This is a genomic window from Mycobacterium sp. IDUB_9, assembly GCF_055419505.1.
Map to the genome: position 1 here is coordinate 1 of NZ_JBVAXU010000013.1, position 15,385 is coordinate 15,385.

Sequence of the window (15,385 nt, forward strand, 5' to 3'; positions counted from 1 at the left end):
CGGAAAGGTCTTCATCTCGGCCCATTCCTATCTGCCGGGTCGAGTCAACACGAATGAGCGTTTGCAACAAGACCTTTCAAACGCTTTGAACGACTTCACGCTGTCCGGCACGCTTCTTTGAGCGCGGTTCACATATGGAGGATGACATGAGCATGAATCTTCGGGTGGCTGTCCAGTCTGTTCTGGGCCTGGTGGCGTTGGGTGCACTGTTGTTCGTGCCGGCAGGGACATTCGACTACTGGCAGGCTTGGGTTTTCCTGGCTCTGTACGCGGTCATGGCGAGCTTCTCGACCGTCTACCTGTTGAGGAAGGACAAGGCGGTCGTAGAGCGGCGCATGCGAGTAGGGCAGAAGGCGGAGTCGAGACCAGTGCAGAAGGTGGTCGTCCTCGTCATCGTGAATCTGTCCATTGCACTTCCGGTGTTCTGTGGCCTCGACCATCGCTTCGGTTGGTCCCCCGTGCCCACCGCCGTGTCGTGGATCGGCAACGCGATGTTCGCCATCGGCCTCGTGATCACGATATTCACGATCGTCCAGAACCGCTACGCGTCAGCCAACATCACCGTGGAGTCGGAGCAGACGCTGGTCTCCACGGGCCTCTACGGGCTTGTTCGGCACCCGATGTACATGGGGGCGCTGCTCATGGTGGCGGGAATGCCGCTCGCGCTTGGTTCATGGTGGGGGCTGGCGGTTCTCGTTCCCGTCCTGACCCTGTACGCCTTCCGCATCCACGACGAGGAGAAGCTGCTTCGGCAGCAGCTCGCCGGATATGGGGAGTACACGCAGAAGGTGCACTACCGGCTCGTGCCCCTCGTCTGGTGACGGCGGAAGTGGATCGTCCGACAGCAGCATTTTCGTAGACCGGGGTCCGTCAGCAGACTCACCTCATAGCTCCAGCTGTCCATGTCCGACATCAGGCCCTGTTTTGAGGACTACCGCACCGAACTGTGTCCTGACGGTGCGGTAGTCCTCAGCCTTGCCGAACTACAGATCCCGTGATCGTTGACGGGATGTGTATCTCTGTTTCAATATCTCGCACCCTGGTGACCGCCGCGCAATTGTGCCGGTGGTCTGCCCGATTCCGGTGATCAAGCAAGATCTTGAAAGTTCGCTAATGATTGCAATCGCAAACTAATGTGGGCCGTCTTTCGGGCGGCATTAGAGGGCATTCGAGGCGTATGCCGCCAAGCCATTCTTCGCCACCCTGCGCCTGGGTCGCAGTGCAAAGTGATGTGCGTATGTTATTTGCTGCAGTTGCAAAGAACCGGAATTTTCCGTTGCCAGGGCTGGCCTCCTGGTGGTGCGGCGCAGTCGTACGGCCCGCGTATCGACACGGTCGACTTCGCTGGATTGAACTACATGGGCGTCATACCGATCCCACTGGGGCGAGAGTCATCTTTGATTGCAGTTCAGGGCAGGTAATATGATCCAACCAGCTCCCCCCGGCCATGGGCGCGTGCCGAGGCTGTGATCCGTGGTGGCAGCGCCAACACGCAGCGGTTCAGTCAGCCGGAGAGGAGGCGCTTGGTCGACCGAGCCGGCCAGTTCTCGTCCATTCGAAGGATGCTGATCTTATTTGCCTAAATTGGCGAGTTCGTCAACCTTGACTTCAGGCCGTCGGGCGCTGCAAGGTTGTTTTTCTCGGATATGCGATTCTCACGCCTGTCCGGAGGGAAGTCGATATGCTGACAGCTTGCAACCAGCGAAAGCATAGCTGTAGCACGCCACAGGAAACAGAGTCCAGAAGGCAGGGTACGGGGGCGGAATGGCCCTACTTCTGGATCCTTGAACGATCGTCACTGATCGATTTGACGAGGGGCAGGTGAACGTTGACGAGCAATCCAGCCTGTCGGCGGCCTCCGCCGAGGGTCCTGCAGGCCGGGCAGTGATGTCCGGCGAAGGAGCCCACAGGGTCAGTGCCCCTGCGGATAGAACGCCCGGGGAGTCCGCAGTACACCACGCGGTGGGAGATTCCAATGAAGATCGATGAACAGTCGCTGCCGGTAGAACCTGCGCAGGTCGACAAGTGCTTCTCGGTGAGGAGCCGCCCCCGCATGGTCCCCTCGGGGGCCGTTGAGGCGGACCAGGGTGAGGCGTTGTCGTGACTGCCGATTTGACTCGACGGTTGTCCGCGATCGATTTCTTGGATGAGGACGAGCACACCGAGTTGTTCGAGTGGGGTAATCGGGCGGCACTGGCTGCGCCGGCCAGCGGTTTGGCTTCTATCCCGGTGTTGTTTGCAGCGCAGGTGTCCCGCGCTCCGGATGCGGTGGCGGTGGCTTGCGATGGCCGGTCGATGTCGTATGCGGAGCTCGATGAGTTGTCGAATCGTTTGGCCTGCTTGCTGATTGCGAAAGGTGCGGGCCCTGGCCGGTGTGTCGCGGTGTTTCTGCCGCGGTCGGCTGACTCGATTGCGGCCGTCTTGGGGGTGTTGAAGTCGGGGGCGGCGTACCTGCCGATCGATGTGATGCATCCTGATTCGCGGGTTCAGTTCATCCTTGGTGATGCTGAACCGGTCGTGGCGGTCACGAGTTCGGAGTTGGCGTCCCGGTTGTCTGGCCGCGAGCTGGAGATCGTCGATTTCAGCGAGGTGGGTCATCACCCCGGGTGCAGGCAGCTGGAGTTGCCGGCGCCGTCGGCTGACGAGGTCGCGTATCTGATCTACACCTCGGGGACCACAGGTGTGCCGAAGGGCGTGGCGATCACCCAACGCAACGTGGTCCAGCTGTTGGACACGTTGGATGCCGAGTTGGGGCTGTCGGGTCAGGTTTGGACGCAGTGTCATTCGTTGGCGTTCGACTATTCGGTGTGGGAGATCTGGGGGGCACTGCTGTATGGCGGCCGGTTGGTGGTGGTGTCCGAGGCGGTGACGCGGGCTCCGGAGGAACTCTATGCCTTGCTGGCTACCGAGCAGGTCACCATGTTCAGCCAGACGCCGTCGGCGTTCTACGCGCTGCAAGCTGTGGAAGCGCTGCAGCCCGGGCCGGGTCAGTTGAAGTTGGAGACGGTGGTCTTTGGCGGGGAAGCGCTTGAGCCGCAGCGCCTTCGGACCTGGCTGGATCGTCACCCTGGCTCGCCGCGCTTGATCAACATGTATGGGATCACCGAGACGACGGTGCACGCCTCGTTTCGGGAGATCGTGGCGGGCGATGCTGAGGGCAGCGTCAGTCCGATCGGGGTGCCCTTGGCCCATCTCGGGTTTTTCGTGCTGGATTCGTCGTTGCAGCCGGTGCCGGTTGGCGTGTTGGGTGAGCTGTATGTGGTGGGCGCTGGTTTGGGATGTGGGTACTGGCGCCGCGGCGGATTGAGTGCTTCGCGGTTTGTGGCCTGCCCATTCGGTGGTGCCGGGGAAAGGATGTACCGCACCGGCGACCTCGCGTCATGGGACAGCGATGGGCAGTTGCGGTACCTGGGACGTGCTGATGAGCAGGTCAAGATCCGCGGGTATCGCATCGAGTTGGGTGAAATCCAGTCTGCCCTGGCAGATCTGGACGGAGTGAGGCAAGCCGAGGTCATCGCCCGGGAAGATCGACCTGGGGACAAACGCCTGGTCGGTTACATCACCGGCACCGCGGACCCGGCCACTGTTCGTTCCGCATTGTCGCAGCGGTTGCCGAGTTATATGGTGCCTGCGGCGGTAGTGCTGCTCGATGCGTTGCCTCTGACGGTCAACGGCAAACTCGACAAGCGCGCCCTGCCCGCACCGGACTACGTCAACGGCCAGGAATATCGTGCTCCGGGCACTCCGGCTGAGGACGTGTTGGCCGGCATTTACGCCCAGGTGTTGGGGTTGGAGCGGGTCGGGGTCGATGATTCGTTCTTCGATCTTGGCGGGGATTCGCTGTCGGCGACCCGGCTGATCAACGCCGTCAATGCCAGTCTGGGTGCTGATCTGGCCGTCCGGGCGGTGTTCGAGACGCCGACTGTGGCGCAACTGGCGGCCCGTGTCGGTGAGAGTTCGGGGCGGCGTGAGCCGTTGGTGGCGCAGGTGCGGCCGGATGTCATTCCCTTGTCGTATGCCCAGCAGCGATTGTGGTTCCTGGATCAGTTGGAGGGGCCGTCACCGATTTACAACATGGCGGTGGCGTTGCGGGTCACCGGGCATCTGGATGCCGACGCGCTCGGCGGCGCGCTGGCCGATGTGGTGGAGCGCCACGAGTCCTTGCGCACGGTTTTCCGGTCGGTGAAAGGAGTTCCTGAGCAGGTGGTGGTGCCTGCCGAGGAAGCCGACTGCGGGTGGCGAGTGATCGACGCCGACGGCTGGTCAGCAGCTGAATTGCGAGAAGCGATCGGAGCGATGGCCAACTATGTCTTCGATCTGAACAACGAGATCCCTTTGCGCGCAACCCTTTTCCGGGTGGCCCGGGATGAGCATGTCCTGGCCGCTGTGGTGCACCACATCGCTGCCGACGGCTGGTCCGTTGCTCCGTTGATCGCGGATCTGCAGTTGGCGTATGCCGGTCGGTCGGCGGGGCGAACACCGGAGTGGGCGCCGTTGCCGGTGCAATACGCGGATTACACGTTGTGGCAGCGCACATATCTGGGGGATCTGGGCGATCCCGACAGTCGGATCGCTGGGCAGGTGGCGTACTGGGAGCAGGCGTTGGCGGGAGTGCCCGAGTGCCTGGAGTTGCCCACCGACCGCCCTTATCCGCCGGTAGCCGATCACCGCGGTGCCAGTGTGGCGGTGTCGTTGCCGGCTGCACTGCACAAGCGGATCCGCGAGGTCGCGCGGGATCACAACGTGACCACGTACATGGTGGTGCAGGCGGCATTGACGATGCTGTTGTCGAAGCTGAGTGCGAGTTCGGATGTGGCGGTGGGCGTTCCGATTGCCGGTCGTGGCGATGCCGCGCTGGATCGGGTGGTGGGGTTCTTCGTCAACACGTTGGTGTTGCGGGTGGATCTGGCCGGTGATCCGACTGTCAGCGCAGTACTGGAGCAGGTGCGGCAGCGCAGCCTGGCCACTCTCGAGCACCAGGATGTGCCCTTCGAGGTGTTGGTGGACCGGCTCAAGCCGACCCGATCGCTGGCCCGTCATCCGCTGGTGCAGGTGGCGTTGGCCTGGCAAAACTTCTCCATCGACGCGGAGAGTGAGTCGACGTTGGGCGACGCGCAGGTTAGCCCGCTGACGGTCGACACACAGGTCGCGCGGATGGATCTGACGTTCTCGTTGGCTGAACGGTGGAATCAGGCCGGTGAGCCTGCCGGGATCGGCGGAACTGTGGAGTTCCGGACCGACGTGTTCGACGCGGCCGGCATCGAAACCGTCGTTGAGCGGTTGGAACGGGTCGTAGAGGCGCTGACCGCGGATCCGGCGCGGCGGTTCTCGTCGATCGATGTGCTGGATGTTGTCGAACACGCACAACTCGACGATGTCGGCAATCGTGCGGTGTTGACCGAGCCCGCCGTTCCCGTGGAGTCCATTCCGGGGTTGTTCGCCGTGCAGGTGGATTGTGCGCCTGAGGCGGTTGCGGTGAGTTTCGATGGCCGCTCGATGACGTATCAGCAGCTCGACGAGGCGTCGAACCGATTGGCGCACTGGCTGGTTGGCTACGGTGCCCGCCCGGGCGTGTGCGTGGCGGTGCTGGTGCCTCGGTCGGCCGAGGCTGTCGTTGCGATCCTGGGGGTGTTGAAGTCGGGGGCGGCTTATCTACCGATTGACCTGATGCATCCCAGGGCGCGGATTCGGTTCATGCTCGGCGATGCGGCACCGGTTGTCGCGGTGACGACCGGGGAGTTGCGGCCGCGACTCGACGGGAGCGGCCTGACCGTTGTCGACGTTGACGACACCGCCATCGAGACGCAGCCCAGTACGGCGTTGCGAGGGCCGGTTGCCGACGATGTCGCTTATTTGATCTACACCTCGGGGACCACAGGTCAGCCGAAGGGCGTGGCGATCAGCCACCGGAATGTGGCGCGGTTGTTGGGGACGTTGGATGCGGAGTTGGGTCTGGCGGGGCAGGTGTGGACGCAGTGTCATTCGTTGGCTTTTGACTATTCGGTGTGGGAGATCTGGGGTGCGTTGCTGTTCGGTGGCCGGTTGGTGGTGGTATCGGAGTCGGTGACGCGGGCGCCGGAAGAGTTGCTCGGTTTGTTGGTGGCCGAGCAGGTGACGGTGTTGAGTCAGACGCCGTCGGCGTTCTATGCGTTGCAGTCGGCTGATGCGCTGCAACCTGAACTGGGCCGTCAGTTGAAATTGGAGACCGTGGTCTTTGGCGGGGAGGCGCTTGAGCCGCAGCGTCTTCGAGCGTGGTTTGAAGGTCATCCGGGTTCGCCGCGGTTGATCAACATGTACGGGATCACCGAGACGACGGTGCATGCCTCGTTCCGGGAGATCGTGGCCGGTGACGTTGAGGGCAGTCTCAGCCCCGTCGGTGTGCCTTTGAATCACCTCGGCTTCTTCGTGCTCGATTCGTCATTGCAGCCAGCGCCAATTGGCGTGGCGGGTGAGCTGTACGTGGTAGGCGCTGGTTTGGGATACGGATACTGGCGTCGTGGTGGATTGACCGCGTCGCGGTTTGTGGCGTGTCCGTTCGGCGGTGCGGGTGCACCCCCAATGCGGATGTATCGGACCGGCGATCTGGCGTCGTGGGGAGCTGACGGGGAGTTGCGGTACCTGGGGCGTGCCGATGAGCAGGTCAAGATTCGTGGCTACCGCATCGAATTGGGAGAGATTCAGACAGCTCTCGCTGAGCTTCCTGGGGTTGATCAGGCGGCAGTGATTGCCCGTGAGGACCGTCCGGGTGACAAGCGCCTGGTCGGTTACATCACTGGCAGCGCGGACCCGGCCGCCGTTCGTGCCGCATTATCCGACCGCTTGCCCGGTTACATGGTGCCCGCGGCGGTAGTGACGCTCGATGCGTTGCCGTTGACGGTCAACGGGAAACTCGACAGACGGGCTCTGCCGGCGCCGGAATACGCCGACGTCGATCATTACCGTGCTCCCGCGACTCCCACCGAAGAGATCCTGGCCGGGATCTACTCCCAGGTGCTCGGGTTGGAGCGGGTCGGGGTGGATGATTCCTTCTTCGACCTTGGCGGTGATTCCCTTTCGGCGATGCGGTTGATCAATGAGGTCAACGCCGGTCTTGATACCGATCTTGCGGTTCGGGCGGTGTTCGAGGCGCCGACTGTGGCGCAACTGGCCGCGCGTGCGGGTGAGAGTTCGGGGATGCGTGAACCTCTGGTGGCCCGACAACGGCCGGATGTTCTGCCGTTGTCGTATGCCCAGCAGCGGTTGTGGTTCCTGGACCAGCTTGAGGGGCCGTCGCCGATCTACAACATGCCGACGGTGTATCGGATCACCGGTGGGTTGGATATCGACGCGCTCGGCCAAGCGCTGGCCGATGTCGTGGAACGCCACGAGTCTTTGCGCACGGTATTCCCGGCGGTCGATGGTGTGCCTCGACAGGTGGTGCTGCCGGCGGGACAGGTCGATCTCGGGTGGCAGGTGGTCGACGCCGTCGACTGGTCCCCGGACCGGCTACACGACGCGATTCGCTCGACAGTCGGATACGAGTTCGATCTGTCAGCCGAGATTCCTTTGCGGGCTGCCCTTTTCCGGGTGGCTGAGGGTGAGCATGTCCTGGTGGCGGTGGTCCATCACATCGCCGGGGATGGCTGGTCGATCGGTCCGTTGGTGCGTGATATCGGGGTGGCCTACGCGAGCCGGTGCGCGGGACAGGTCCCGGGCTGGTCACCGTTGCCGGTGCAGTACGCGGATTACACCTTGTGGCAGCGCTCGTATCTGGGTGATCCAGGTGATCCGGAGAGCCGGATCGCCGGCCAGTTGGCGTACTGGGAGCAGGCGTTGGCGGGACTTCCGGAGCGTCTGGGGCTGCCGACGGACCGCCCCTATCCATCGGTCGCCGACTACCACGGGGCCAGCATCGCGATGGAGTGGCCGGTCGAATTGCAGCGGCAGATCGCGCGAGCGGCGACTGAGCACAACGCGACCAGTTTCATGGTGGTGCAGGCGGCGTTGGCGGTGTTGTTGTCGAGTTTGAGCGGGAATTCGGATGTGGCGGTGGGCTTCCCGATCGCCGGGCGCAGCGACCCGGCGTTGGATGAGTTGGTCGGGGTCTTCATCAACACCCTGGTGCTGCGGATCGAACTCGACGGTGATCGGTCCGTTGCCGAACTGATGGCACAGGTGCGACGCCGCAGCCTGGCCGCCTACGAGCATCAGGATGTGCCGTTCGAGATGGTGGTCGATCGGCTCAACCCGGCCCGCAGTTTGACCCACCACCCGCTGGTTCAGGTGATGATGGCGTGGCAGAACCTGACCGGTCAGGACGAGGGCCAGGCTGCCTCACCGAGTTTGGGTGGTATGCAGGCCACACCGCTGGAAGCAGACACTCAGTCGGCACGGATGGATCTGATGATCTCGTTGGCAGAGCGCTGGAGCGCGGGTGAGCCGGCCGGCATCACCGGGGCGGTGGAATTCCGCACCGATGTTTTCGACGCCGCCACCATCCAGATCTTCATCGAGCGACTGACGCGGGTGGTCGAAGCGCTGACCGCCGATCCGTCGGAGACGTTGTCGTCGATAGATCTGCTGGAAGCCGGTGACCACGCCCGCCTCGACGGATGGGGCAACCAGTCGGTGCTGTCCGAGCCCGTGGTTGTGTCAGCGACGATTCCGGCAGTGTTCGCCGAGCAGGTGGCGCGGGACCCGGCTGCGGTAGCCGTGAGTTTCGATGGTCGTTCGATGACGTATGGGGAGCTCGATTGCGCGTCGAATCTCTTGGCATACAAGCTAGTTGAGCATGGTGCGCGGCCGGGTACATGTGTGGCGGTGCTGCTGACGCGGTCGGCGGATCCTGTGGTCGCGATTTTGGCTGTGCTCAAGTCGGGCGCTGCGTACCTGCCGATCGATGCGATGCATCCCGATGCGCGGATCGAGTTCATGCTGGCCGATGCCATGCCGGTCGCGGCAGTCACCACCTCCGAGTTGCGGACGCGGCTGGCGGGGAGGGACTTGCCAGTCATCGATGTCGACGATCCGGGTATCGGTGCGCAATCCGGCATTTCATTACCCGCGTCCAGCGCTGACGACACTGCGTACCTGATCTACACCTCGGGCACGACTGGCGTGCCGAAGGGAGTGGCGGTCACTCACCGGAATGTGGCGCGGTTGTTGGGGACGTTGGATGCGGAGTTGGGTCTGGCGGGGCAGGTGTGGACGCAGTGTCATTCGTTGGCTTTTGACTATTCGGTGTGGGAGATCTGGGGTGCGTTGCTGTTCGGTGGCCGGTTGGTGGTGGTGCCCGAGGCAGTGACACGGGCGCCGGAAGAGTTGCTCGGTTTGTTGGTGGCCGAGCAGGTGACGGTGTTGAGTCAGACGCCGTCGGCGTTCTATGCGTTGCAGTCGGCTGATGCGCTGCAACCTGAACTGGGCCGTCAGTTGAAATTGGAGACCGTGGTCTTTGGCGGGGAGGCGCTTGAGCCGCAGCGTCTTCGAGCGTGGTTTGAAGGTCATCCGGGTTCGCCGCGGTTGATCAACATGTACGGGATCACCGAGACGACGGTGCATGCCTCGTTCCGGGAGATCGCTGCCGGCGATGTCGAGGGAAGCGTCAGCCCAATCGGTGTGCCTTTGGGGCACCTGGGATTTTTCGTTCTGGATCGCTGGTTGCGGCCGGCGCCGGTTGGCGTGGTGGGTGAGCTGTATGTCGTAGGGGCCGGGTTGGCGGACGGGTATTTGGGTCGGGGCGGGTTGACCGCACTGCGATTTGTGGCCTGTCCGTTCGGTGGGAACGGCTCGCGGATGTATCGGACCGGGGACCATGCGTCGTGGGGTGCGGATGGGCAGTTGCGGTATCTGGGACGTGTCGATGAGCAGGTCAAGATCCGTGGCTACCGTATCGAACTGGGCGAAATAGAGTCCGCTCTAGCAGATTTGAATGGGGTCAGTCAGGCCGCCGTGATTGCGCGGGAGGAACGTCCAGGTGACAAGCGGTTGGTCGGCTATATCACCGGCACCCTCGATCCGGTAGAGGTCCGCGCGCGATTGGCCGACCGGTTGCCTGGGTACATGGTGCCGACTGCGGTGGTGGTGCTGGACAGCTTGCCGTTGACGGTCAACGGCAAGCTCGACAAGCGTGCCCTGCCGGCACCCGAATACTCCGACGCCGATCGTTACCGTGCCCCGGCTACTCCGGCCGAGGAGATCCTGGCCGGGATCTACGCCCAGGTGCTGGATCTGCAGCGGGTTGGGGTCGACGACTCGTTCTTCGATCTGGGTGGGGATTCATTGTCGGCGACCCGGTTGATCAACGCGGTCAACACCACCCTGGACGCGGACCTTGCGGTTCGTGCGGTGTTCGAGGCACCCACTGTGGCGCAACTTACGGCACGTGTCGCTGAAAGTTCGGGTGGCCGTGAGCCGTTGGTGGCACAGGTGCGACCGGATGTCATACCGCTGTCCTTTGCCCAGCAGCGGTTGTGGTTCCTGGACCAATTGCACGGTCCTTCACCGATCTACAACATGCCGATGATCTATCGGGTCAGCTGCTTGGACGTCGATGCGCTGCGCCGGGCATTGGCCGATGTGGCGGCCCGGCACGAGAGTCTGCGCACGGTCTTCCCGGCAGTCGACGGTGTTCCCCGGCAGCTGGTGATCCCTGCCGAGCAGGCAGATATCGGCTGGGAGGAGGTGGATGCTTCAGACTGGCCGGCAGACCAGCTGGCCGGTGCCATCGACACGGCGGTAAGGCATCCCTTCGATCTGAGTACCGAGATTCCGATCTGGGCAAGGCTTTTCCGTGTTTCTGAGAACGAGCATGTGCTGGTGGCAGTGGTCCACCACATCGCCGGAGACGGATGGTCCTTCGCTCCACTCGCCCGTGATGTGGCCGCCGCCTACGCAGCCCGGTGTTCTGGGCAGGCGCCGGAGTGGTCTGCACTGCCGGTGCAGTACGCGGATTACACACTGTGGCAGCGCGAACAGCTCGGCGAGCTGTCTGACCCGGCAAGCCGCATCGCCGGTCAACTGGCTTACTGGCAGGACGCCTTGGCGGGACTGCCCGATCACCTCGAGTTGCCGACCGACCGGCCGTATCCGACCGTCGCCGATCACCACGGTGCCGTCGTCGAGGTGGAATGGCCGGCGGAGTTGCAGCAGCGGGTGGCGCTGGTGGCGCGTGAGCACCACGCGACCAGTTTCATGGTGGTCCAAGCCGCGTTGTCAGCTCTGTTGTCCAACCTGAGCACCAGTTCCGATGTGGCAGTGGGTTTCCCGATTGCCGGTCGTAGTGATCCCGCCCTGGATGAGCTGGTCGGGTTCTTCGTCAACACTCTGGTGCTACGGGTGGATCTGGCCGCCGATCCCACCGTCGCCGAGCTCGTCGGACAGGTACGTCAGCGCAGCCTGGCCGCCTACGAGCACCAGGACGTGCCGTTCGAGATGTTGGTGGAACGGCTCAACCCGACCCGTAACCTCAGCCATCATCCGCTGATCCAGGTGATGTTGGCCTGGCAGAACTCCACTGTTTCCTCCGCTGCCGGGTCGGCTACAGGCGATGTTCACGCCGCGCCACAGCTGGCCGAAACTCACACCGCACGGATGGATCTGGTGTTCTCCCTCGGGGAGAGGTTCGACGCGGAGGGTGTTTCGGCCGGGATCGGTGGTTCGGTGGAGTTCCGGACGGACGTGTTCGATACCGAGACCGTCGAGGCGATGGTCGGGCGGCTGGGGCGGGTTCTCGCGGCGATGACCGCCGATCCCACACTGCGCTTGTCGTCGATCGATGTGTTGGACGCTGTCGAACATGTTCGTCTCGACGAGATCGGCAACCGTGCCGCGTTGATCCGTCCTGCGTCTCCTCAAATGTCGATACCGATGCTGTTCGGCGAGCAGGTGGCCCGTGTGCCCGATGCGGCGGCGGTGACCTTCGACGGCAGGTCCATGTCGTACCGAGAACTCGACCAGACCTCGAATCGGCTGGCGCATCTACTTGTCGGCTATGGTGCGGCTCCGGGTGAGTGCGTCGCGTTGTTGCTCAACCGGTCGGTTGAGGCGATCGTCGCGATCCTCGCGGTACTCAAGGCCGGGGCGGCGTACCTGCCGATCGACCCGGCCCATCCCGACGCCCGGATTGCGGTCGTTGTCGCTGCTGCCAAGCCGGTCGCGGCGCTGAGCACCGGCGGTCTGGCTGAGCGGCTGCGCGCGTGCGGGGTAGAGGTAGTCGATGTGGCCGATCCGCGGATCGGCAGCCAGCCGAGCACCGCATTGCCGGCGGTGGCTCCCGACGACATCGCGTACGTGATCCACACCTCGGGTACTACCGGCGTTCCGAAGGGAGTGGCCGTCCCGCACAGCAATGTCACCAGTTTGCTCACGTCGTTGGATATGGGGTTGCCGGCAGCAGGGGTGTGGTCGCAGTGGCATTCGTATGCGTTCGACGTGTCGGTCTGGGAGATCTTCGGTCCGCTACTGAGCGGCGGGCGGTTGGTCGTGGTGCCCGAGGCGGTGGCGGGTTCACCGGATGAGCTGCACGCGTTGCTGATTGCCGAGGGCGTGACGGTGTTGAATCAGACTCCGTCTGCTGCGGCGGTGCTCTCCTCGGACGGCTTGGAGTCGACGGCTTTGGTGGTGGGCGGTGAGGCCTGCCCGACTGAGTTGGTCGATCGGTGGGCGCCGGGTCGGTTGATGCTCAACGCCTACGGCCCGACGGAGACGTGGTATGCGTCGTTCAGTGCGCCTTTGAAGAAGTCTGAGGCAGCTGGTCCGAGGGTTGTCCCGATCGGTACGCCGGTACCGGGTGCGGCGTTCTTCGTGCTGGATCCATGGTTGCGGCCGGTGCCGGCTGGGGTGGTCGGTGAGTTGTACGTGGCCGGAGCCGGCCTTGCCAGCGGGTATTTGCGCCGGGGCGGGTTGACCGCGTCGCGTTTTGTGGCGTGCCCGTTCGCTGCGGGGCAGCGGATGTATCGCACCGGGGATCTGGTGTCCTGGGCGCCTGACGGGCAGTTGCTTTATCTGGGTCGGGCTGACGAGCAGGTGAAGATCCGCGGATATCGTATCGAATTGGGCGAGATCCAAACTGTCCTGGCGGATCTGGCGGGCGTGGATCAGGCGGCGGTTGTCGCGCGTGAGGACCGCCCGGGTGACAAACGTCTTGTCGGTTACGTGACGGGTGGCGCAGACCCGGCCGAAGTCCGCATCGCCTTGGCGCAGCGGTTGCCGAGCTATATGGTGCCGGCAGCTGTGGTGGTGCTTGACAGCTTGCCGTTGACGGTGAACGGCAAGTTGGATCGGCGGGCGCTGCCGGCGCCGGACTACACCGACGGTCACGAATACCGTCCCCCGGCAACGCTTACCGAGGAGATCTTGGCGGGCATCTATGCGCAGGTTCTGGGTCTGGAGCGGGTCGGAGTCGACGACTCGTTCTTCGACCTGGGCGGGGATTCGCTGTCGGCAATGCGAGTGATCGCTTCGGCCAACGCCAGTTTGGAAACCGAGTTGGCGGTGCGGGTGATGTTCGATGCGCCGACGGTGCGCAGTCTGGCCCAGCTTGTGGGCCGGGCCGAGAGCTCACAGGAAGTGGTTCCGGTCGAGGTGCTCAAGCCTGGCAACGGTGTGCCGCTGTGCTGTGTTCATGATGGCTTCGGCCTGAGTTGGTCGTATCGGGCGTTGGGACAGTATGTGGACGGCCCGATCATCGGGATCAATCATGTTCCTCCGGATGGTGAGTCCGAAGCAATCTCGATACAGAGTATGGCGGCGAGCTATGCCGACAGGATTCAGGATCTTCATCCGGCTGGGCCGTATCGGATTCTCGGATGGTCGTTCGGCGGCGTAGCGGCCCATGCGCTCGCGGTTGAGCTTCAGCGACGTGGATGTGAAGTGCAGCGCCTGGTGTTACTGGACGCCTTGTTGAACCCGAACAGATACTGGAATCGTCTGACCAGGGTTATCGCAACAAACCGAGCGGTTGTCGAAGGCTGGGTTCTGGACTATGTGCTGCGGACCAATGGCATTGGTGTTCCGATGCATTGGAGACCGTTGACGTATTCAAGGGTGGCCGGCATTGTCGCGCGACACGGGGCCAGTCCTCCCTCCAAACGGCTGACGGAATTCATGGCGCGAAGCGTCAGCTCGGGCCAATTGCTACTCCTCGACCATGCGCCCGATGTGTTCGCCGGCGATGTCGTGTTGTTTTCGGCTGCCCGTCCGCGATGCGAGGACACCGGCGGGGAAGGGATCAGGTCGCGGTTGGCGCGGTTGCGTAACCGCAGGGCTGCCCGATCGCTTCTGCACAATTGGCGCCCTTATGTTTCCGGCAAGATCACGGTGGTACCGGTGGGCTGCACACACTTCGAGATGTTCACCCCCGGATCGCTCGGTGGATACGTGGAACAGCTCAAGTCCGTTTTGGAAAGTGCCGTTCAAAGATGAGCAACGTACTCGATGTACTCGACCAGCGTGCGTTTGATCTCGGGCGGGCGATAGGAGTCACCAGCCGGCTGCAGAGTGTCTGGGTCTATAGCCGTCCGATCGACATCGATGGTCTGCGGCGGTTCCATGAACATCTTCGGCGAGGACGGTTGGCTCGCCGCATCGAGCAGTCACCCTTGCCGTTCGGCCGCCACCGCTGGATTGCATCCGATGGCTCATCCGACCTCGAGATCGTCGAGGCGGCGCGCCCGCGTGAAGAATTCGACGACTGGCTCGGTGAACAGGTCAACACGCCGCTGGATTGCGAGCACGGTCCCGGGTGGCACCTGGCGGTGCTCCCGTTCACCGAGGGCGGCGCAGGCGTGAGTTTGGTCGTCTCGCATTGCCTCACAGACGGCGTCGGGCTGTGCGGGGTGCTGGCGGATGCGGCACTCGGCCATGACGATCCGATCAGCTGGCCGGCTGCCGAATCGCGGGGGCGGTTCTGGGCCGTGCTCGAGGACGTCTGGCAGACGGTGCGCGACATCCCTGCCGTGGCCCGTGCTGTCGCCGCCGCTATCCGGTTGGCCCGACGCAGCCGCGCCGGTGCCGCTGCTGCCGGACCGACCATCACGCCACCGACGCCGCCCGGCGCCGACGAGCCCACCACAGTTCCGATGGCAACGATCTTCGTCGATGCCGATGAGTGGGACGCCCGAGCACAAGCACTTGGGGGGACCAGCAACTCGCTGCTGGTGGGATTGGCCGCCCGACTCGCCAAACGAGGGGGACGGGTCGGCCCCGACGGTTCGGTCGTCGTGGGAATGCCGGTCAATGTGCGCGCTGACGGTGACACTCGCGCCAACGCAATCGGCAATGCTGCCGTCACCGTCGACCCTGAACGTGCGCCGAAGGACTTGCGTGAGATCCGGGCCGCGGTCAAACAAGCGTTGATTCGCCACGGGGAGGTGCCCGACGAGGAGCATGCGGTGAATGCCATTATTCC

At 63.6% G+C, this 15,385-nt stretch carries 2 protein-coding genes and 1 pseudogene; all 3 read left to right on the forward strand.

Annotated features, from left to right (window positions below; genetic code table 11):
- Nucleotides 1–146: 146 nt before the first annotated feature.
- The gene (locus ACZY08_RS29635) at nucleotides 147–821 is read left to right on the forward strand and encodes a methyltransferase family protein (RefSeq protein ID WP_463748167.1); all 675 of its coding nucleotides are present in this window, start codon (nucleotides 147–149) and stop codon (nucleotides 819–821) included.
- 1,345 nt (nucleotides 822–2,166) lie between these two features.
- Nucleotides 2,167–14,400 (forward strand): annotated as a pseudogene (locus ACZY08_RS29640) (non-ribosomal peptide synthetase); the annotation flags it as partial.
- The coding region (locus ACZY08_RS29645) for a hypothetical protein (RefSeq protein ID WP_463748168.1) at nucleotides 14,397–15,385 on the forward strand (989 nt) is incomplete at its 3' end. The pseudogene ACZY08_RS29640 and the gene ACZY08_RS29645, both read left to right, overlap by 4 nt.